The organism is Streptomyces sp. NPDC001927 (assembly GCF_053594455.1).
The window spans coordinates 540,844-561,175 of record NZ_JBSFEN010000004.1 but is presented as its reverse complement, the minus strand read 5'-3'; the positions used below and the strand labels follow the sequence as shown (position 1 = coordinate 561,175).

The following is a 20,332-nucleotide window of genomic DNA, read 5'->3' as shown; positions in this document are numbered from 1 at the left end:
CCGTTCGGATGTTGCCTCCGGCACGCGACCGCACCCCGCGACCGCCGAGCCTGCCTTTAGACTCCCCTCAGTGACAGGCTGCGGCCCGACGGGCAAGATGGGGCGGGTCGGCCAGCCGGGCAAGGCGCAGTGGGCAAGGTGCAGTGGGTCAGGGAGGAAGCGTCGTCGTGAGCAGCAGGCCATCCCGAGGCGCTGCTCGCCTCGCAGCCATACTTGACGCCCTCCCCGACGGCCTCGTGCTCGTCAACTGCAACGGCACGGTCGTCAACGCCAACACCATCGCCCTCGGCATGTTCGAGACCCCCGGCACCGCGCTCGTCGGGCGCGGGCTGCTCGATCTGCTCCCCGGGTTCGACTCGCGCCTGATCCCCGGCTCCATGCGGCGCCCCGAGGGCACCGACGAGCGCGGCCGTACGAAGCCCACGCGGATGATCGCCCGCCGGACCGACGGCAGCGAGTTCGCCGTCGAGGTGACCAGCGCCAGCCTGGAGGACGGCCGCGAGGCCTACGACTCGTACACCTCCTACACCGGCGACGAGCTGCTCATGCTCGTCGTCCGCGACCTCACCGGCACGCTCGACACCGAGGCCGAACTCGCCCGCTCCCAGCGCCAGACCGAGATGATCCTGCGCGCGGCCGCCGAGGGCGTCGTCGGTACGGACACCGACGGGCGGGTCGTCCTCGTCAACCCCGCCGCCGCGCAGATCCTCGGCTACCGCGCCAGCGACCTCGGCGGCAAGGAGCTGCACCCGCTGATCCTGCACTCGCGGGCGGACGGCGAGCCGTTCCCGTACGAGGGCTCCCCGCTCGCCGACACCCTCAAGTCGGGGCGGAAGCACCGGGTCCGCGGCCAGGTCCTGTGGGCGAAGAACGGCTCCCAGGTACCGGTCGACCTCACCACCGCCCCGGTACGGGACGGGGACCAGCTCGTCGGCGCGGTGATGACCTTCACCGACCGCCGGCCGTACGAGCAGCTCACCGACGAGCACACGACCGAGCTCACCACGCTCACCGAGAAGCACGCCGCCGAACTCGCCGAGCTGAAGCGGAGCCAGGTGGAGCGGGCGAAGGGCGAAAAGGAGCGGTACGAGTCCCTCGCCGCCCGGCACGAGCAGCTGACGGCCGTCCTCGGCGAGTCGCTGCGCGGGCCGCTGGAGGAGCTGCGTACGGAGCTCTCCTCCCTCGCCGCCGACGACGCCGGGCAGCTGTGGCCCGAGGCCAACCAGCTCCTGCACCACCTGGCCGCCGGCTACGCCCGGATGACCACCCTCGTCGACAACGTCCTCGGCTACCAGCGGCTGAACGCCGGAGCCGAGTCCCTCGCCAAGTCCGTCGTCCTGCTCGACGGGGTCGTCACGGCGGGCGTCGACGGGGCCGTGGAGCTCATCGGGCCCGGCCGGGCACAGTTCGCCGTGCACGCCCCGCCGATCGAGGCCGAGGTGGACGCGGGTCGCCTCGCGACCGCGCTCGCGCACCTGGTCGCGGACGTCGCCGGGGTCGACTCGACCGGCAAGGCCCGGGTCGTACCGGGCGCCGGGTACACCGACTCGACGATCGTGGTCGCCGCCGCGCAACGCGGTGACGTCGTACGCATCGAGGTCCGCGGGCCGTACGCCGGGGGCGACCCGGTGCACCAGCCCATCGTGCGCGGCATCGTGAGCGCGCACGACGGTGTCGTGCAGACGCACGAGGTCCCGGGGATGAGCGGCAGCGCGTACGTCCTGGAGGTGCCGATCGGTGCCGGTAGGGGCACGGTCACGCCTCCGCCGGCCCCGACCCCCGCCGCCGAGGGCGGCGCGCTCGCGCTGCCCGCGCAGGCCTCGGACACCAACGGCGGCGGCCGGCGCCGCGCCCGACGGGCGTCCACCGACGCCTTCCTGGAGAGCCCGATGGGCGGGGGTACGGATTCGGGGGCCGGTACTGGTACCGGTGCGGCCGTCGAGCCGACCGGGCGACGCCGTGGGCGTACGGACGAGGCCCCCGCCGGACCCGCCGAACTGATCCCGGCCCAGAACGCGGGGCCGGTCGCCCCCGTCCCCGGTGCCTCCGTCCCCGGTGCCTCCGCTCCCGATGCCTCCGGTCCCGGTGCCTCCGGCTCTCCTGCCGCCCTCGAGCCGACCGGGCGTCGGCGCGGGCGGCCCGCCGAGGGCGCCGTGGTGACCGCCGCCGAGGGCGCGCAGGGCCGGGCCGCGCTCGGCGACGCCGTGCCCCCGCAGGGGGTACCGGTACCCGCCCAGGGCGCCCCCGCCGAGGCCCCCGCCCTCGCCCGGGCCCTGCCCGCCGCGCCGGGCGGCGAGGACACGACGCAGCAGCCCACCGGGCGGCGGGCCCGCCGCGCGCTGGCGGCGCAGGACCGGAACGCGGCGGCCGAGGCCGGACCGCGTACGCCGTTCGCCCTGCCCCCGGCCGAGGCCGACCGCGCCCCGGAGGCCGCGGCGGCAACGCCGATGCCCGCGGCCATGCCGGCGCCTGTGCCGACACCCATGGCGATGCCCCTGCCGATGCCCGCGTCGGCGCCGATGCCCATGCCGATGCCGATGCCGCTGTCCGTGGACGACGAGGGGCGCCACGACGCCGTACGGTCCGCGCCGGACACCGACCACACGCCGCCGCAGCCCCACCCGCTGCCCGAGCCGACCGGCCGCCGCCGCAACGCGAGCGGGCCGCAGGAGACCACCAGCGGTACGGGTACGGGATCCGTACCGCTGCCGCCGGAGATGCCGGCGCCTGCCGCACCCTCGGCTCCCGCGGCTCCCGCCGTGCCCGCGCCCGCCGCGCCGAAGGACGGGTCGCTGGGCGGGCGTGCGTTCAGCGTGCGGACGCTCGGGCAGGGCGTGCCCTTCGCCCAGCAGGCAGGCGCGACGAACAGCACCAACGGAACCAACGCGTCCAACGGGTCCAACGGATCCAGTGGCGGCAACGGAACCAACGGGTCCGGGCGGCGCCGCAAGCTCTCCACCCCGCCCGAGGGCAACCGTACGGCCGCGGCCGTCGCCGGGACCGAGACCGCCGTCCCCGAGCCCGCCGCAAAGCAGCACCCGCAGACCAAGCTGGCCCCCGCGGCCCCCGAAGGGCGCGCGTACGCGATAGGAGCGCCCGCCGAGGGCTCCGCCGAAGGCCCCGAGCCGCTCGACGGTCCCGGCGGCGCGGTCGAGGTCTCCAACCAGCCGCCGCCCCGGCCCGTCGACGACGAGCTGCCCCCCGAGCCCCTGGACAACCCGCGCCGGCTCCTCGTCTGGCCCGCGCCGGACGTCTCGACCCAGCAGGCGCTGAGCGACCGGGGCTACCGTCCGGTGATCGTCCACTCCCGCGAGGAGGTCGACGCCCAGATCGCCGCCTTCCCGGCCGCGCTCTTCGTCGACCCGCTGACCGGGCCGATCACCCGTACCGCCCTCCAGTCGCTCCGCCAGGCCGCCGTCGCCGCCGAGGTGCCCGTGCTGCTCGCGGCCGGGCTCGGGCAGGCGACCCGGGAGGCGGCGTACGGCGCCGATCCCGCCGTACTCCTCAAGGCGCTGGCGCCCCGCGACAGCGAGCAGCACCCGTCGCGCGTGCTGCTCATCGAGGAGAACGAGGACATCGCGCAGGCGCTCGCCGCGACCCTGGAGCGGCGCGGGATGCAGGTGGCGCGGGCGTCGGCGGACGCCGACGCGGTCACGCTGGCCACCCAGATCCGGCCGAACCTGGTGGTGATGGACCTCATGCAGGTGCGCCGCCGCCGGGCCGGGATCATCGACTGGCTGCGCGCGAACGGGCAGCTGAACCGCACCCCGCTCGTCGTCTACACCTCCGCCGGGCTCGACGCGGAGGAGCTGCCGACGCTGTCGTCGGGCGAGACGGTCCTCTTCCTGGCCGAACGCGCCACGAGCGCGGAGGTCCAGTCGCGCATCGTCGACCTGCTGGCGAAGATCGGCACGAACTGAGCGACACCCATGGAGAGAGGGGGAGCGGTCGGTGGACCGCTCCCCCTCTCCTCACTTCCGTGCGAACTTCCGTACTGACTACAGCTGGGTGACGTCCAGTTCACCGTCCGCGTACTGCCTGCGGATCACCTTCTTGTCGAACTTGCCGACGCTCGTCTTCGGCACGGCCGCGATGATCGCCCAGCGCTCGGGCAGCTGCCACTTGGCGATCGACTCGGCGAGGAAGTCCCGAAGCGTCACGTAGTCGGCCGTCGAACCCTCCTTGAGGACGACGGTCGCCAGCGGGCGCTCGCCCCACTTCTCGTCCGGGACGGCGACGACGGCCGCCTCGGCGACCTCCGGGTGCGCCATGATCGCGTTCTCCAGCTCGACCGACGAGATCCACTCGCCGCCGGACTTGATGACGTCCTTGGCGCGGTCGGTGAGGGTGAGATAGCCGTCGGGGCTGATCACGCCGACGTCGCCGGTCTTCAGCCAGCCGTCCTCGCTGAACTTGTCGGCCGGGCGGTCCGGCTCGCCGTCGATGCCGCCGAAGTACGCGCCCGCGATCCAGGTGCCGCGTACCTCCAGCTCACCGGCCGACTCGCCGTCCCAGGGCAGCCGTTCGCCACCGGGTCCGACCAGGCGGGCCTCGACGCCCGCCGGGAAGCGGCCCTGCGTGATGCGGTACGGCCACTGCTCCTCGTCGGACAGACCGGCCGGCGGATGGGCCATGGTGCCGAGCGGGGAGGTCTCCGTCATGCCCCAGGCGTGGAAGAGGCGGACGCCGAGCCGGTCGTACGCCTCCATGAGCGCGGGCGGACAGGCGGCGCCGCCGATGGTGACCTGCCGCATGGAGGTGAGGTCGCGCGGGTTGGCGGTGACCTCGGCGAGCAGGCCCTGCCAGATGGTGGGGACGGCGGCGGCATGGCTCGGCTTCTCGCGCTCGATCATGTCGGCGAGCGGGGCAGGCTGGAGGAACCGGTCCGGCATGAGCATGTTGATGCCGGTCATGAACGTGGCGTGCGGCAGGCCCCAGGCGTTGACGTGGAACTGCGGGACGACGACGAGGGTCGTGTCGCGGTCCGTCAGACCCATCGACTCGGCCATGTTGACCTGCATGGAGTGCAGGTAGATCGAACGGTGGGAGTAGACGACACCCTTGGGGTCACCCGTGGTCCCGGAGGTGTAGCACATGGCGGCGGCCGAACGCTCGTCCAGCTCGGGCCAGTCGAAGGTGGTGGGGCGGCCCGCGATCAGCTCCTCGTAGTCGTGCACGCGGGGCGTCACGCCGTCGAGGACGGAACGGTCGCCGGGGCCCGCGACCACGATGTGCTCGATGGTCGGCAGGTGCGGGAGGAGCGGGGCGAGGAGTGGGAGCAGTGTGCCGTTGACGATGACGACCCGGTCGACGGCGTGGTTGACGATGAAGACCAACTGCTCAGGGGGCAGCCGCAGGTTGAGGGTGTGCAGCACGGCGCCCATGGAAGGGATGGCGAAGTACGCCTCGACATGCTGCGCGTTGTTCCACATGAGCGTGGCAACACGCTGGTCACCGGTGACTCCGAGCTCGTCCCGCAGGGCGTTCGCCAGCTGGGTCGCGCGGGCGCCCGTCTCCGCGAAGGTCTGGCGGTGCGGCTCGGGCTCCCCGGTCCAGGTGGTGATGACGGACTTTCCGTGGATCGTCATCCCGTGGTTCAGGATGCGGCTCACAGTCAGCTGTACGTCCTGCATGGTGCTCAGCACGGCGTCCTCCCGGTGGGCGCTACGTGGCAGTAGGGGTGTCCAGATTCTGCTCACGTACCACGCGGTATGTCACTACCCGGGAGTACGGAAATTGCCAGTGATCGCTGGCAGAGGTGGGGGCGACGGGGCTGATTGGGCTGTGGGGGCTGGCGGGGCGAGGGGGTCACGAACTGCCGGGGCCGACGGTCACGAGCTGCCCGGGCCGGGGGCCGCTCTGGGGCTGGCTGCCCTAGGGCTGGGGCTGCCTGCCGGCCAGGAGGCCGCCGTCCCTCACCGCACCGGCGCCAGCTCCGGGTCCTCGCGGAGTTTGCCGAGCGCCCGCGACACCGCGCTCTTGACCGTACCGATCGAGACACCGAGCACCTCGGCCGTCTGCGCCTCGCTGAGGTCCTCGTAGTACCGCAGGACGACCATCGCCCGCTGGCGGTCGGGGAGCTTCATCACCGCACGCCACATGGCGTCGTGCAGCACCTGCCGCTCGGCCGGGTCGGGCTCGGGCAGTCCGGCCGGCTCCGGCAGCTCCTCGCACGCGAACTCGTCGACCTTGCGCTTGCGCCACTGGGACGTACGAGTGTTCACCAGCGCACGCCGGACGTAGCCGTCCAGGGCGCGGTGGTCCTCGATCCGCTCCCAGGCGACGAACGTCTTGGTCAGCGCGGTCTGCAGCAGGTCCTCCGCGTCCGCCGGGTTCGCGGTCAGCGAGCGGGCGGTACGCAGCAGCACGGGCCCCCGAGCCCGTACGTAGGACGAGAACGACGGGTAGCCGGCGGCGGCCGTGGAGGCGCCGACGCAGACGGGGCCGGAAGGTGGCGGAGTCATGACTCCACGCTAGGAGCGGGCACCTGGCGGCGGATCGGCCCCAGGTCCCGAACCGCACTCCCCCTCAGGTTGTAGGGGTGGGGACAGCTGGACCTCCTGAAGGTGGAGGGCGGGCGACGCGCGAGTAGGGGTCCGCCCGCCCCGGCTCACCCCCGCGCGTCAGCCGTCCGCCGCCAGGATCAGACCGGAGGTCGGGACTCCGGTGCCTGCCGTGACCAGCGTCCTGGCCGCGCCGGGTATCTGGTTCACGGACGTGCCCCGCACCTGGCGTACGGCCTCCGCGATGCCGTTCATCCCGTGGAGGTACGCCTCCCCCAGCTGGCCGCCGTGCGTGTTCAGCGGCAGCGCGTCCGCCGCGACGAACTCGGACGCCTCCCCCGGTCCGCAGAACCCGAACTCCTCCAGCTGCATCAGCACGAACGGGGTGAAGTGGTCGTAGAGGATGCCGACGTCGATGTCGCCGGGTGCGAGGCCCGAGGTCTGCCACAGCTGTCTCGCCACCACGCCCATCTCGGGCAGGCCGGTCAGGTCGTCGCGGTAGAAGCTCGTCATCGCCTCCTGGGCGCGGCCGGCCCCCTGCGCGGCGGCGACGATCACGGCGGGCGGGTGGCGCAGGTCGCGGGCGCGCTCGGCCGAGGTGACGACGATCGCCTGGCCGCCGTCGGTCTCCTGGCAGCAGTCGAGGAGCCGGAGCGGCTCGACGATCCAGCGCGAGGCGGCGTGATCGGCGAGGGTGATCGGTTTGCCGTGGAAGTACGCGGCGGGGTTGGTCGCCGCCCACCGGCGGTCGGTGACGGCGACGTGCCCGAAGGCGTCCGGTGTCAGACCGTACGTGTGGAGGTACCGCTGGGCGATCATCGCGACCCAGGAGGCCGGTGTGAGCAGCCCGAAGGGGAGCTGCCAGCCGAGCGCGGCGCCCTCGGCGGAGGGCTCGCGCTGCTGGACCCCCGAGCCGAAGCGGCGCCCCGAGCGTTCGTTGAACGCCCGGTAGCAGACCACGACTTCGGCGACCCCGGTGGCGACGGCGAGGGCGGCCTGCTGGACCGTGGCGCAGGCGGCCCCGCCTCCGTAGTGGATGCGGGAGAAGAAGGACAGCTCGCCGATGCCGGCCGCCTGGGCGACGGTGATCTCCGGATTGGTGTCCATGGTGAAGGTGACCATGCCGTCGACGTCCGCCGGGGTCAGCCCGGCGTCGTCGAGGGCAGCCCCCACCGCCTCCACGGCCAGCTTGAGCTCGCTGCGGCCCGAGTCCTTGGAGAACTCGGTCGCGCCGATCCCCGCCACGGCGGCGCGCCCCCCGAGCAGGTCGGCCTTCCGGATGCTCATGCCCCCACCTCCGGCAGCGTCGGCAGCGTCACTGTCACCGTGCCGGTGACGTGGTGACCGAGCCCGTTGGCACCGACCACCCGCACCTGGGCGGTGACGCCGTCGACCTCGGTGACCGTCCCCGTCAACGTCATCGTGTCTCCGGGGTAGTTGGGCGCGCCGAGCCGTATCGCCACCTTGCGCAGCACCGCGCCGGGGCCCAGCCGGTCGGTGATGTACCGCCCCACCAGGCCGTTGGTCGTCAGGATGTTCATGAAGATGTCGGGGGAGCCCTTCGCTCTCGCCGACTCCGCGTCGTGGTGCACGTCTTGGTAGTCGCGGGAGGCGACGGCCCCGGCGACGATCAGGGTGCGGGTGATCGGGACGACCAGGGGCGCCAACTCGTACCCGGGTTTCATGAGGCCTCTCCGTTCGCGATCAGGTCGCCCAGTTCGGCGAGGAGTTCGGTGCCGCAGCCGAGGTAGGCGTCGAGCTGCCGGCCCCAGAGGAAGTGCCGGTGGACGGGGTGGTCCAGATCGGCGCCCATGCCGCCGTGCAGATGCTGGCCCGCGTGCACGACCCGCTTGCCCGCCTCCGACGCCCACCAGGCGGCGGTCAGCGCGTGCTCGGCGGCCGGCAGGCCCTCGTCGTGACGCCAGGCGGCCTCATAGGCGGTCACCCTGATCGCCTCGGTGTCCATGTGGGCGTCGGCGGCCCGGAGCTGGACGGCCTGGTGGGTGGAGAGGGGGCGGCCGAACTGCTCCCGTACCGAGGTGTACGCCACGGCCCGGGCCAGAGACCCGGCGCAGACGCCGGCCTGGAGCCCCGCGAACACGACCCGGGCCATCTCCAGGACGTCCGCGCGGGCGTCTCCGCGGGCGCCCGCGCCCCCGATCCGCTCCCCGCGCGCACCGTCGAGAACGAGCCGCCCCGCGGCCCACGGCGCGGTGAGCTCGACGGGCTCCACCGAAACCGAGCCGCTCGCCGACGCGCCCTCCGAGCCGCACACCGAAGCGACCCCCGAGCCGCCCACCGAACCGCCGACCGACCCGGCCGCCGTGGGCACGAGCCAGAGCGTGCCCTCCTGGTCCGGTACGAGGACGTGCGTGGCGTCCCTGAGCCAGGGCACCCACTCCACCGTCCCCGTGAGCAGGCCGTCCGCTCCGGCCCGCACGTGGCCGGTGGGCGGGAAGGCTCCGGTCGCCACCGTCGTACCGTCCCGGAGGCCCGGCAGCAGCCGCTCCCGCTGCTCGTCCGTACCGTGCCGGGCAATGGCGAGGAGGCCGAAGACACAGCTCGCGGCGAACGGCACCTGGGCCGTCACCCGCCCCTGCTCCTCGGCGAGCAGCACCAGGCCGAGCAGCCCGATCTCCTCGACCGCCCCGGGCAGCCCGGCCGCGCACAGGGCCTTCCACAGCTCGGCGTCCGTGCCCGTGCCGGCCGCCGCGAGCCGCTCGTGCGTGGCGAGATCGCCGAAGATCCGGGCCGCCAGCTCCTGGGCCGCGCCCTGCTCCTCCGTGGGCGTGAAGTCCATGTCAGCCCTCCCCGCCGTCCTGCGCCCGGAACACGGGCAGCTCAAGGTCCTCGTCCACGCGGAGGAACTCCAGCCGGACCGGCATCCCGATCCGGACCTTGTCGTACGGCACCCCGACCACGTTGCTGATCATCCGTACGCCTTCGGCCAGTTCGATCAGCCCGACGGCATAGGGCGGGTCGAAAGCCGGGAAGGGCGGGTGGTGCATCACCACGTACGAGAAGACGGTCCCGGCCCCGCTCGCCTCGACCGTGTCCCACTCCTGCGATCCGCAGGCGTTGCACCCCGGGAGCCAGGGGAAGCGGAGCGTCGCGCAGCCGGTGCAGCGCTGGATGAGCAGCCGGTGCGCGGCCACGCCCTCCCAGAACCCGGCGTTGTCCCGGTTGATCACCGGCCGGGGCCGCCGGGCGGCAGGCTGAGCGCCGCTCCCCTTCGGCTTCGCCGCCGCCGGCGCGTACTTGAGGATGCGGAAGCGGTGGGTCCCCGCCAGTTCGCCGTCGGCGTGGATGTCCATGCGGGTCGTGACGAAGTGCCCCGTGCCGAGCTTGGTGGTCTTGCGGTCCGACACCGATTCGATGACCGCGTCGAAGGTGATCGCGTCGCCCGGTCGCAGCGGCCGCACGTACTCCTGCTCGCAGTCGGTGGCGACGACGGACGTGCACCCCGCCTCGTCCAGGAGCGTGAGCAGTTCGTCGTACGCCCCGGAGCGGTCGGTGTGGCCGGACAGACCGCCCATCGTCCACGTCTGGAGCATCGTCGGCGGCGCGACGGCGTCCGGCCCCCGGTAGGCCGGGTCGGTGTCGCCCATCGCCTCGCACCAGTGCCTGATCATCGGCTCGTTGACCAGGTCCTTGCCGGCGCCCGCGGTGGCGGCGGCCTGCCCTTCGTAAGCCTTCAGCCGCTCGTACAGCCCATCCAGTCCGCCCGGCCCACCGCCCAGCCCGCCCCGCCCGCCCTGCCCGTCCAGTCCGCCCCGTCCGTCCAGTCCGTCCAGTCCGCCCCGTCCGTCCAGTCCATCCCTCATCGCCGCCCCCTCCCCTTCATGCCGAGTCGCATCGTCGCGACGATCTCGCGCTGCACCTCGCTCACCCCTCCCCCGAAGGTGTTGATCTGCGCGGCGCGGTTCATCCGCTCGAGCTCACCGCCGTCGAACTCCCCCGGCGACCCCGCCCTCACCAGTCCCGCCCCGCCCGCGATCTCCTGACATATTCGGTACACCTCCACCGCCGATTCGGTTCCCACGAACTTCACCCCGCTGGCGTCTCCGGGGGCCAGCCGACCCGCCCCCACATCCCCCACCAAACGCCAGTTGAGCAGGCGCGTTGCCGCGAGCCGGGCATGCGCCTCGGCGGCTCGAATCCGAATCCACGGCTCGTCAACACGGCGTCGCCCCGTCACCGGATCGGGGGTGCGTGCCCGGCCGAGCGCGGCCGCGTAGAAGTCCTCGGCCTGCATGCCGATCGCGGCGAGGGCGACCCGTTCGTGGTTGAGCTGGTTGGTGATCAGCCCCCAGCCGCCGTTCTCCTCGCCGACCAGGTTCCCGGCGGGGACGCGGATGCCGTCGTAGTACGTCGCCGTGGTCGTCAGCCCGCCGACCGTCTCGATCGGCGTCCACGAGAAGCCGGGGGCGTCCGTCGGGACCAGCACGATGGAGATGCCCCGATGCTGCGGGGCGTCGGGGTCGGTGCGGCAGGCGAGCCAGATCCAGTCGGCGTTCTGGGCGTTCGAGGTGAAGATCTTCTGCCCGTCGATCAGCCAGGAGTCCCCGTCCCGTACGGCCTTCGTTCGGAGCGAGGCCAGGTCGGTGCCGGCCTCCGGCTCGCTGTACCCGATGGCGAAGACGGCCTCGCCGCGCAGGATCCGGGGCAGGAAGTACGCCTTCTGCTCCTCGGTCCCGTACTTCATCAGGGTCGGGCCGACGGTGTTGAGCGTGACCATGGAGACGGGGGCACCGGCGCGGTACGCCTCGTCGAAGAAGACGAACTGCTCGTCGGGGCCTCGGCCCTGGCCTCCGTACTCCTGCGGCCAGCCGAGCCCGAGCATGCCGTCACGGCCGATCCGCCGGAGCAGCGCGCGCTGCGCGGCGGTGTCGGCGGGGGGCGGTGGGCCGTCGGGCATCACGTCACGGAAGTACGCGCGGAGTTCGGCGCGCAGCCGGAGCTGCCGCTCGGTCGGGGCGAGGTGCACGGCGACGGCCTCCCGGGGGTACGACTAAGGTTTCTGACTGTCCGTCAGATACCGGGAGCCTGTCAAGGTCACGGACGCGCGCGGCCCAGGTGGGCACATGGCACGCATGCCTCCACAGGCATGCGTACACACGACAGCGGCCCGCGCGCCGATGCCGAAGCACCGTCGCGCGGGCCGCCTTTCACCCCGCCGTCATTCCCCCCGTCGGGCCGGACCCAGCTGGGGAACTAGAACCACCAGGGGTAGAAGTTGACCGTCGCGTTCGACTGCTCGATGTTCGTGAACGCGGAGCCGTTCACACTGGCGGTGTTGTTCTGATTGGAGGCACCGGAGCCGGTGGCCACCTGCTGCGTGGTGGTCGAGTTGCCGTAGTTGTCGCCACCCACGCCGCTGCCGATGATGGAGGCGACGCTCGTGTTCGATCCGTCGTCCGCGAAGCCGCCGTTGTCGGCCTGGGCAACGCCGGTGAAGAGCGCGGCGGCCAGGGGCAGCGCGGCGGCGGCGGCGAGAACGCGGGCGGTACGGATGCTTGCCATGTCATTTCCTCCGTGAGCTGAAGCTGTGTAGTGCATTGCAGTGCTGTGCTGCGCACTGAAGTACGGCTGATTCCAAGGCAGTTGGCCGACCGCCTCGGTCGTTGTGCTCGACGTCGCGACTCCAGAGTTGCCCACACAATCCCCGGCGAACCACCCCTCAGCGGCCGATTCCCCCTCAAGCGTGAGGACAAGTCGATAAACCACCTGCGCGCACCCAAAGGCGCAGCTCACCCGCCCGACGACGACCTCGCGCCACCGGAGGTGAGCCGCCGCAAGGGAGGAAGCGTTCCGGCAGATTTTCAGCCAATCCTCCCGACCGCCCGAGCCCTGCCCCCTTCCCTTCTTCGAACGTGTGTACGAAACTAGTCGCATGGCCACCTCCGACCGGCGCTCCGCCACCCTGGCCCTCGCCCACGCGCTGTCAGCGGCAGAGCGCGGGCTCCCCGTCATCCCCCTGTCCGCCACGAAGCTCCCCGCGATCCGCTCCCCGCACCGGGACGACCCGCACCCCTCCGGCTGCCACGGGGAGTGCGGCCGCCCCGGACACGGCGTGCACGACGCGACCACCGACCTCGCGGGGGTACGGGCGCTGTTCGCCGCCGCGCCCTGGGCCACCGGATACGGCATCGCCTGCGGGCGCACGCCGTACCACCTGATCGGTGTCGACCTCGACGTCAAGCACACGGACGCGCCCGCGGACGTCACGGCCGAGCTGCGCCACCTGGCGCTCGAACACCTCTTCACGCTGCCGGCCACGGTCACCGTGCTCACCCCTAGCGGCGGCCGGCACCTGTGGCTGACCGGCCCGCCGGACGTCGTCGTCCCGAACTCGGCGAGCCGCCTCGCCCCCGGCATCGACATCCGCGGCGCCGGCGGCTACCTGGTGGGACCAGGCTCGGTCACGGCCAAGGGCGCGTACCGGCTGGCCCCCGGCAGCGAACACCTCGACCCGGCCCCCTGCCCCCGCCCCCTCCTGACCCTGATCGCACCCCCGGCACCACCCCCACGCCACCCTCAGACCGCCGGCCAGGGCCACGGCCGAGGCCTGATCCACTTCGTCCGCACGGCCCACGAGGGCCAACGCAACACGCGCCTCTTCTGGGCGGCCTGCCGCGCCTACGAGAACGGCCTCGGCGACTCCCTCACCGAAGCCCTCACCACGGCGGCCGTCCACACGGGCCTGACCGAACACGAGGCCCGCACGACCATCCAATCGGCGGCCCGCCTGACCCAGCACACCGAAAACGCACGGTGCCGTCAGTTGCCGACTCGATCGGCGTAGTCGCGAAGGAAGAGCGCCTCCACCAGCGCCATCCGCTCGATCTCGGTGGGATCGACGCTCTCGTTCGGAGCGTGGATGAGGCAGCGCGGCTCCTCGACGCCCATGAGGATCAGCTCAGCGTCGGGAAACGTGTCGCTGAGGATGTTGCACAGCGGGATGGAGCCGCCCTGGCCGAGGAAGGAGACCGGCCGACCGTAGGCCTCCCGCATCGCCCGGTCCAGCGCGGCATACGCGGGACCGTCGGTGGCCGCGCGGAACGGCGAGCCGGTGCCCTCCCGCTCCACGGACACCTTCACACCCCAAGGGGCGTGACGCTCCAGATGCGCCGTCAGGGCTTCGGCGGCCGCGTCCGCGTTCGTACCGGGCGGAACCCGGAGGCTGACACGGGCGCGGGCCCGGGCGGGTACGGCGGCGGCCGAGCCGACCACCGGAGGGCAGTCGATGCCGAGGACGGTGACCGCCGGACGGGCCCACAGCCGGTCCGCGACACTGCCTGTGCCGAGCAGGGCGACCCCGTCGAGCACGCCCGCGTCGTCGCGGAACTGCCGCTCGTCGAAGCCGACGCCCTGCCAGGTCCCGTCGACGTCCAGGCCGTCGATGCGGGTGGCGCCGTCGGCGTCGCGCAGCGAATCGAGCATCCGGATCAGCGCGGCCAACGCGTCGGGGGCGGGGCCGCCGAACATGCCCGAGTGCATGTCGCCGGCGAGGGTGGAGACGGTGACGACGACGTTGGCCAGGCCTCGCAGCACGGTCGTGGCAGTGGGGACCCCGACGGCCGCGTTGCCGGTGTCGCAGATGAGGAGGGCGTCCGCGCGCAGGTCGTCGGCATGCTCGGGAACGTACGCCTCCAGACCTCCCGTGCCCTGCTCCTCCGAACCCTCGACGACCAGCTTCAGCCCGACCGGGATGTCGTCGCCCAGCGCCCGCAGCGCGGTGAGATGCATGACGATGTTGCCCTTGCAGTCGGCCGCGCCGCGCCCGTACCAGCGCCCGTCGCGCTCGGTGAGCTCGAACGGCGGGGAGTGCCAGGCGGAGTCGTCCAGCGGGGGCTGCACGTCGTAATGGCTGTAGAGCAGGACGGTGGGAGCGCCGGGCGGCGGCGGGCGGTGACCGAGGACGGCGAGGCTGCCGTCCGGGGTCGGCTCCAGGGTCACGTCGTGCAGCCCGGCCCCGGTGAAGGCCGCGGCGACCCACTCGGCGGTGCGCCGGCAGTTCTCGGGAGGGTACTGGCGGGGGTCCGCGACGGAGGGCATCGCGACCAGCTCGGCAAGGTCCTCCTTGGCACGGGGCATCAGGGCGGCCACGCGGTCGGCGAGGTCAGTCATTGACGGTGTCCGATGTCTTGAGGTCCTCGATCTTCTCCCGGTACTCGTCCAGCTTGTCCGGGCAGTAGACCTCGACGACTTCGAGGCCGGCCCGGAGGACCCGGTCGTCGGCGATGACCGGGCGCATGCCGGGGCCGGCGGCGCCGTTGGCCATCTGGACGAGCCACAAACCGCGCTTGAGGGCCGAGTTGGGGTCCTCGCAGACCGGGCCGCCGTCGGTGCCCAGGACGTTGGCGATGTTGCCCGTATTGCGGGGCTGGAAGCCTTGGGCGACCAGGGCGTCGTTCAGCTGGTTCGCCTTCGCGTGCGCCTCGTTGGTGGCCTTCTGCTGCTTGTACGTGAAGAGTCCGATGATCATCATGACCACCAGCACCACGATCGACCCGATGTAGATCCACTTGTGCTCGGACGCCATCCGGGTGGGGCTCATGCCGCACCTCCCTCGACCTGGGCCGCGTCGGCCTCGGGCTGTCGCCAGCTGGGCTTACGGGCCTTGAGGAAGCTCCACGGGATGATCACTCCCAGCAACAGCAGGCCGCCGCCGACGATGCCGACATAGGCCCAGGCGCTGCCGCCGCCGAACTGCGAGGACGGGATGAAGCCGATCACCATGGCCAGGGCCGAGGAGACGAAGCCCACCCAGCAGAGGGTCTTGAGCATCGGGGCGCGGTAGCCCCGGGGGTGGTCGGGGAACTTGCGGCGGAGCTGCATCGCGGCCAGGAACATCAGCAGGTACATGATCAGGTACACCTGCGTGGTGATGACCGAGAAGATCCAGTAGACGCTGGAGACATTGGGGATCAGCGCGTACATCAGGGCGATGACCGTGGTGACCACGCCCTGGGTGACGAGAATGTTCTGCTGGACCCCGCGGCTGTTGAGCTTCTGCAGGAAGGGCGGCAGGTAGCCCTCCTCACGCGAGATCAGCAGCAGGCCCTTGGAGGGGCCGGCCAGCCAGGTGAGCATGCCGCCGAGCGACGCGGCGCACAGCCCGAACGCGATGATCGGAACCAGCCAGCCGATGTGAAAGTACTGGAGGAAGGCGTCGAAGGCCTGCATCACGCCGGCGGTCAGACTGAGCTGGCTGGATGGGATGACCCAGCTGATGGCGAGCGCCGGGAGGATGAAGATCAGCAGGACCATGCCCATGGCCAGGAACATCGACTTCGGGAACTCCTTGGCCGGGTCCCGCAGCTTGTTCACGTGGACCGCGTTCATCTCCATGCCGGAGTAGCTGAGGAAGTTGTTCACGATCAGCACCAGGCTGGCGATGCCGGTCCACTCCGGGAGGATGTGCGAGGCGGTCATCGGCGCGGCGGACGGGTTGCCCTGCCCGAGGAAGACGATGCCGAGGACGACGAGCAGCGCGCCGGGGATCAGCGTGCCGATGACCAGGCCCCAGGAGGCCAGGCCCGCGACGGCATTGGTGCCGCGCGAGGAGACCCAGACACCGGTCCAGTACAGGACCACGATGACGATGGCCGTGTACACGCCGTTGCTGGCCAGGCTGGGGTTGATCACGTAGGAAATCGTGCTGGCCACGTAGGCGAGCAGACTCGGGTAGTAGAAGATCGTCATCGCGAACTGGCACCAGACCGCGAGGAAGCCGAGCGGTTTCGACAGGCCCTGTGCGACCCAGTTGTAGACCCCGCCCTTCCACCCCGAGGCCAGCTCCGCCGACACCAGCGCGGTCGGCAGCAGGAACACGATGGCCGGCACCAGATAGAGGAACACACAGGCGAGGCCGTACACCGCCATGGTGGGCGAGGCCCGCAGGCTCGCGACCGAGCTGGTCGTCATCAGGGCCAGCGTCAGCCACGCGATCTTCTGCGGCGCGACCGCGGTACGAGCCTCACTCGTCGTCCGGGCTCTGCCCGCCCCTTCGGCACCATTCGCCGGTACGTCCGCCGCACTCATCGGATACCTCCTCGAAGCAACCACGAACCCGCGCTTCATCCTCATCGCGGCCGGACTCTTCGGCACGTCCGGTTAGGCCGCCCAGGGCAGGCAAACTCTCCGACCGGCCGCGTACCGGGCATACGCACTGGTCGGCACCGAGATGTACGGCCGATCCAGGGTGAGGCGGTGTGAGCACGGAGGGCGGGCCCCGGAATCCGGGGCCCGCCCTCTGACGTGCTGTTTCTCCGACCTTCAAGCGGTGGGTGTGGGATTTGAACCCACGGTGACTTGCGCCACGACGGTTTTCAAGACCGTTCCCTTAGGCCGCTCGGGCAACCCACCCCGCGCCGGGTCCCGTTCGGGGTGGCGCGGGGGACAGCCTAGCCGGTCAGTTGTCGCCCGTGCGTTCGCCGAGGGTGACCGTGGTCGTGGTCGGCTTGCCGTCGCGCTCGTAGGTGAGCTTGATCGTGTCGCCCGACTTGTGGGTCCAGATCTCGCTGATGAGCGTCGGGCCGCTGTCGATCTGGCGGTCGCCGAGGGAGGTGATCACGTCGCCCGGCTTCAGGCCCGCCTTCGCCGCCGGGCCGTTCGGGGTGATCGCCGGCGTGCCGCCCGCGCCCTCCTGGGCGATGGTGGCGCCCGCGCCCTTGTCGGTCATGTTCACCGTCGCGCCGATCACCGGGTAGACCGGCTTGCCCGTCTTGATCAGCTGCTCGGCCACGTTCTTGGCCTGGTTGACCGGGATCGCGAAGCCGAGGCCGATCGAGCCCGCCTGGGACTGGCCGAAGCCGTTGCCGGTCGACTGGATCGCCGAGTTGATGCCGATGACCGCGCCGCTCGCGTCCAGGAGCGGGCCGCCGGAGTTGCCCGGGTTGATCGAGGCGTCCGTCTGCAGGGCGCTCATGTACGAGTTGTTGCCGCCGGAGCCGTCGCCCGAGGCGACCGGGCGGTTCTTGGCGCTGATGATGCCCGTCGTCACCGTGTTGGACAGGCCGAAGGGCGCGCCGATCGCGATCGTCGAGTCGCCCACCGCCACCTTCTCGGAGTCGCCGAGCGGGAGCGGAGCCAGCCCGTCCGGGGCCTTCTTCAGCTTCAGGACGGCCACGTCGTAGCCCTCCGCCCGGCCCACGACCTCCGCGTCGTACGTCTTGCCGTTCGAGAACGTCGCCGAGAGCGTGCCGCCCTCCGCCGCCGACGCCACCACGTGGTTGTTGGTGACGATGTGGCCTTCCTTGTCGTAGACGAAGCCGGTGCCCGTGCCGCCCTCGCCCTCGCTGTCACCGCCGCCACCGCCCCCGGACTTCGCCTGGATGGTCACCACGCTCGGCAGCGCCTTGTTCGCCACCGCCGCGACCGTGCCCGGGTCACGCTTGAAGGACGCCGGGGAGTCGCCCACGGAGACCGTCGTCGAGCTGATCCCGTCGTCGCCGCGCTCGGCCGCCCAGTAGCCGATGCCGCCGCCGACACCGCCGGCCACGAGCGCCGCCACCAGAACCGCCGCCACCAGGCCGCCGGTCCGCTTCCGCGGCGCCTCCGGGGCGGGCGGGACCGACGCGCCCCAGGCTGCCGGTACGGCCGGGGGCGGCGGAGGCCAGCCAGCCGCAGCGGTAGTAGTGGCGGCCGTCGCCGGTTCCGGGGTCGGCGCGTGCGCCTGCGCCTGTGCCTGTGCGTGTACCTGGGGCTGCACCTGCGTCTGCTGCTCCGGGTGGACGTCGTCCGCCGACGACGGGGGCGTGGGCGGCATAGGAGGGGCGGGAGGGGCGGACGGGGCACTCGGGTCCGCCGGAACCTCGGTGCCCTCGTTCTCGGTGCTCACGGCTCTCTCCTCGTTCACTGCGGTTCACTGCGTGGGTGGGTGGTTTTTCACAAAGGTGCTGCGAACAGCTTTTCCCACTGGACGTCAGGCCACTGTAAGGCGGAGCTGTGCATCTGCGTCCGATTCTTTATTTACGGACAGAACGGACGCGCCTCCATGCGCCCGCTCCGCCAATGGCACCATGACGCGGTGACCCACGCACGGCAGCACCCTCGGCCGCACCCGAACCCCACCCCTGTCCAGGTGGTCGCCCACCGCGGAGCCTCCGAAGAAGCCCCCGAGCACACGCTCGCCGCCTATGTGAAGGCCATCGAGTACGGCGCCGACGCCCTCGAGTGCGATGTCCGGCTCACCGCCGACGGCCACCTCGTCTGCGTCCACGACCGACGCGTCGACCGCACCTCCAACGGCCGCGGCGCCGTCTCCGCGCTGGAGCTCGCCGACCTCGCCGCCCTCGACTTCGGCACGTGGAAGGGGCGCGAGGAGGCGGGGGAGAGCCCGGACTGGAAAGACCAGGGACTCACCTCCGTACTGACCCTGGAACGTCTCCTGGAGCTGGTCTCCGACGCCGGGCGCCGCGTCGAGCTGGCCATCGAGACCAAGCACCCCACCCGCTGGGCGGGCCAGGTCGAGGAACGACTCCTCCACCTGCTCAAGCGGTTCGGCCTCGCGGAGCCGGCCACCCCCGAGGAGTCTCCCGTACGGGTCATGAGCTTCTCGGCGCGTTCCCTGCACCGGATCGCGGCCGCCGCGCCGAACCTCCCCACCGTCTCGCTCTCGCAGTTCGTCACCCCCCGGCTGCGCGACGGCCGGCTCCCGGCGGGCGCGGTGATCGCCGGACCGTCGATCCGGATCGTCCGCCACCACCCCGCCGTGATCCTTCGGCTCCAGAAGGCCGGACACCAGGTCCATGTATGGACAGTGGACGAGCCGGAGGACGTCGAACTCTGCGAGCGGCTCGGCGTCGACGCGATCATCACCAACCGACCCCAGCAAGTGCTGTCCCAGTTGGGCCGTCTTTGACCCCATCCCCGGCCCCTCCTGACCCGTCCGCCCCATCCGTCTCTCGGTTAACAGGGAGTGCACCGGCGCGTTCGGTCCGTACTCGATCGTCACGAGTGCGTCACCGCACGCTCATGGGGCGGTTTCCGGTCCAGGCCATTGGGGCATCCACACCGTGGCGTGGGGCAAAGGAGGTCTCGGGGGTGGCGTTGGTGGTGGCACAGGAGGTGCCCACGTCGTCGAGCATGGCCGTACCCCATGGCCCTGCGGGCGTGGGTGAAGCGAGACACCGTATGCGGGAGCAGTTGATCCGCAGCGGGATGTCCGAATCGGTCGTCGACGACGCGGTACTGATCCTTTCCGAGCTGCTCAGCAATGCCTGCCGGCACGGCAGGCCGCTGGGGCGGGCGGACGTGGGCGACGGGGATGTCCGGGCGGCCTGGCGGGTCGATCCGTCCGGTGGGCTGACGGTCGAGGTGACGGACGGCGGTGGCCCGACCCGGCCCGTTCCGTCGACGCCCTCGGTCACCGCGCGCGGCGGCCGCGGGCTGAACATCATCAGCGCCCTGGCTCAGGACTGGGGCGTACGGGACAGCGCGTCCGGCGAGGTGACGGTCTGGGTGCTGGTCACCGAGGGCCATCGCCGCGAGGACTTCGCCGCGCGGGTCGGCGGCGGCTCGAGCTTCGAGTTCCTGGACGCGTACGACGACCTCGATTGACGCGCGCGCGTCCGGCGGCCTGGGTTGACGCGCGCGTACCGGCGGCCTCAACCGGACGCGTACGACGGCGGCCTCCACCGGGACGCGTACGGCGGCCTGAACCGTCGCGTACCCAGGTCCGGGAGACCGCCGGGCACTGTCGGTCCGGGAGACCGCCGGGCACCGTGCCCTCGGCCTCCCCCGAGCAGTGAACGTCCCCGCTTGAGCCCCTCGGCACTCCCGTACGGCTAGGCTCGCCCGACACAGAGCCGTGCACCATGTGC

Annotated in this window: 16 protein-coding genes and 1 tRNA gene; 4 read left to right on the top strand and 13 right to left on the bottom strand. The window is 72.0% G+C overall.

All coding sequences use genetic code 11. The features are described from left to right. Window positions 1-167: 167 nt before the first annotated feature. The gene (locus ACWCO8_RS13155) at window positions 168-3,920 is read left to right on the top strand and encodes a PAS domain-containing protein (protein ID WP_451032290.1); all 3,753 of its coding nucleotides are present in this window, start codon (window positions 168-170) and stop codon (window positions 3,918-3,920) included. Between the two features lie 78 nt (window positions 3,921-3,998). Here the strand turns inward: ACWCO8_RS13155 and ACWCO8_RS13150 are convergent, their stop codons facing one another. From ACWCO8_RS13150 to ACWCO8_RS13115, 8 genes are all read right to left on the bottom strand, one after another. After that, on the bottom strand, window positions 3,999-5,645 hold the full coding sequence (locus ACWCO8_RS13150) for a long-chain fatty acid--CoA ligase (RefSeq protein WP_451032289.1): 1,647 nt from the start codon (window positions 5,643-5,645) through the stop codon (window positions 3,999-4,001). Between the two features lie 270 nt (window positions 5,646-5,915). Next, complete coding sequence (locus ACWCO8_RS13145; protein ID WP_362005166.1) at window positions 5,916-6,464, bottom strand: SigE family RNA polymerase sigma factor; 549 nt, start codon at window positions 6,462-6,464, stop codon at window positions 5,916-5,918. Window positions 6,465-6,623: 159 nt separating this feature from the next. Beyond that, window positions 6,624-7,790 (bottom strand): lipid-transfer protein, encoded by a 1,167-nt coding sequence (locus ACWCO8_RS13140; protein ID WP_451032288.1) that lies wholly within the window; start codon window positions 7,788-7,790, stop codon window positions 6,624-6,626. Next, window positions 7,787-8,188 (bottom strand): MaoC family dehydratase, encoded by a 402-nt coding sequence (locus ACWCO8_RS13135; protein ID WP_362005169.1) that lies wholly within the window; start codon window positions 8,186-8,188, stop codon window positions 7,787-7,789. The genes ACWCO8_RS13140 and ACWCO8_RS13135 overlap by 4 nt, the downstream gene beginning before the upstream one ends. Further along, complete coding sequence (locus ACWCO8_RS13130; RefSeq protein WP_451032287.1) at window positions 8,185-9,303, bottom strand: acyl-CoA dehydrogenase family protein; 1,119 nt, start codon at window positions 9,301-9,303, stop codon at window positions 8,185-8,187. Before ACWCO8_RS13130 ends, ACWCO8_RS13135 begins: the two co-directional genes overlap by 4 nt. A gap of 1 nt (window position 9,304) precedes the next feature. Next, entirely contained in the window at window positions 9,305-10,327 is a 1,023-nt protein-coding gene (locus ACWCO8_RS13125; protein ID WP_451032286.1) for a bifunctional MaoC family dehydratase N-terminal/OB-fold nucleic acid binding domain-containing protein, read from the bottom strand. Further along, complete coding sequence (locus tag ACWCO8_RS13120; protein ID WP_451032285.1) at window positions 10,324-11,490, bottom strand: acyl-CoA dehydrogenase family protein; 1,167 nt, start codon at window positions 11,488-11,490, stop codon at window positions 10,324-10,326. The genes ACWCO8_RS13125 and ACWCO8_RS13120 overlap by 4 nt, the downstream gene beginning before the upstream one ends. Before the next feature lie 227 nt (window positions 11,491-11,717). Beyond that, window positions 11,718-12,026 (bottom strand): hypothetical protein, encoded by a 309-nt coding sequence (locus ACWCO8_RS13115; protein WP_361957779.1) that lies wholly within the window; start codon window positions 12,024-12,026, stop codon window positions 11,718-11,720. Between the two features lie 370 nt (window positions 12,027-12,396). On the opposite strand from ACWCO8_RS13115, the gene ACWCO8_RS13110 reads away from it, so the two are divergent. Further along, entirely contained in the window at window positions 12,397-13,308 is a 912-nt protein-coding gene (locus ACWCO8_RS13110) for a bifunctional DNA primase/polymerase (protein WP_451032284.1), read from the top strand. On the opposite strand, the gene ACWCO8_RS13105 is transcribed toward ACWCO8_RS13110, so the two are convergent. The 5 genes from ACWCO8_RS13105 to ACWCO8_RS13085 all read right to left on the bottom strand — a co-directional run bounded on the left by ACWCO8_RS13105 (window position 13,284) and on the right by ACWCO8_RS13085 (window position 18,348). After that, entirely contained in the window at window positions 13,284-14,633 is a 1,350-nt protein-coding gene (locus tag ACWCO8_RS13105) for a M20/M25/M40 family metallo-hydrolase (RefSeq protein ID WP_451032283.1), read from the bottom strand. The genes ACWCO8_RS13110 and ACWCO8_RS13105 overlap by 25 nt on opposite strands. Continuing rightward, window positions 14,626-15,063, bottom strand: coding sequence for a hypothetical protein (locus ACWCO8_RS13100; RefSeq protein ID WP_451032282.1), 438 nt, complete (start codon window positions 15,061-15,063; stop codon window positions 14,626-14,628). Before ACWCO8_RS13100 ends, ACWCO8_RS13105 begins: the two co-directional genes overlap by 8 nt. Then, window positions 15,060-16,550: an APC family permease gene (locus ACWCO8_RS13095; RefSeq protein WP_451032281.1), complete on the bottom strand. Its 1,491-nt coding sequence runs from the start codon at window positions 16,548-16,550 to the stop codon at window positions 15,060-15,062. Before ACWCO8_RS13095 ends, ACWCO8_RS13100 begins: the two co-directional genes overlap by 4 nt. Window positions 16,551-16,789: 239 nt before the next feature. Continuing rightward, window positions 16,790-16,874, bottom strand: a tRNA-Ser gene (locus ACWCO8_RS13090). Between the two features lie 46 nt (window positions 16,875-16,920). Continuing rightward, a complete protein-coding gene (locus ACWCO8_RS13085; protein WP_451032280.1) occupies window positions 16,921-18,348 on the bottom strand; it encodes a S1C family serine protease in 1,428 nt (475 codons plus the stop codon). 189 nt (window positions 18,349-18,537) lie between these two features. Between ACWCO8_RS13085 and ACWCO8_RS13080 the strand changes: the two genes are divergently transcribed. Together ACWCO8_RS13080 and ACWCO8_RS13075 are read left to right on the top strand one after the other, a co-directional pair. Next, the gene (locus ACWCO8_RS13080) at window positions 18,538-19,371 is read left to right on the top strand and encodes a glycerophosphodiester phosphodiesterase (RefSeq protein ID WP_451032279.1); all 834 of its coding nucleotides are present in this window, start codon (window positions 18,538-18,540) and stop codon (window positions 19,369-19,371) included. A 95-nt stretch (window positions 19,372-19,466) separates the two neighbouring features. Continuing rightward, window positions 19,467-20,069, top strand: coding sequence for an ATP-binding protein (locus ACWCO8_RS13075; protein ID WP_362005191.1), 603 nt, complete (start codon window positions 19,467-19,469; stop codon window positions 20,067-20,069). The last annotated feature ends 263 nt before the right edge of the window (window positions 20,070-20,332 follow it).

Coding starts and splice junctions, on each gene's coding strand:
- ACWCO8_RS13145 (WP_362005166.1), bottom strand. CDS start 6,464: ATGACTCCGCCACCTTCCGGCCCCGTCTGCGTCGGCGCCTCCACGGCC.
- ACWCO8_RS13140 (WP_451032288.1), bottom strand. CDS start 7,790: ATGAGCATCCGGAAGGCCGACCTGCTCGGGGGGCGCGCCGCCGTGGCG.
- ACWCO8_RS13135 (WP_362005169.1), bottom strand. CDS start 8,188: ATGAAACCCGGGTACGAGTTGGCGCCCCTGGTCGTCCCGATCACCCGC.
- ACWCO8_RS13130 (WP_451032287.1), bottom strand. CDS start 9,303: ATGGACTTCACGCCCACGGAGGAGCAGGGCGCGGCCCAGGAGCTGGCG.
- ACWCO8_RS13125 (WP_451032286.1), bottom strand. CDS start 10,327: ATGAGGGATGGACTGGACGGACGGGGCGGACTGGACGGACTGGACGGA.
- ACWCO8_RS13115 (WP_361957779.1), bottom strand. CDS start 12,026: ATGGCAAGCATCCGTACCGCCCGCGTTCTCGCCGCCGCCGCCGCGCTG.
- ACWCO8_RS13110 (WP_451032284.1), top strand. CDS start 12,397: ATGGCCACCTCCGACCGGCGCTCCGCCACCCTGGCCCTCGCCCACGCG.
- ACWCO8_RS13105 (WP_451032283.1), bottom strand. CDS start 14,633: ATGACTGACCTCGCCGACCGCGTGGCCGCCCTGATGCCCCGTGCCAAG.
- ACWCO8_RS13100 (WP_451032282.1), bottom strand. CDS start 15,063: ATGAGCCCCACCCGGATGGCGTCCGAGCACAAGTGGATCTACATCGGG.
- ACWCO8_RS13095 (WP_451032281.1), bottom strand. CDS start 16,550: ATGAGTGCGGCGGACGTACCGGCGAATGGTGCCGAAGGGGCGGGCAGA.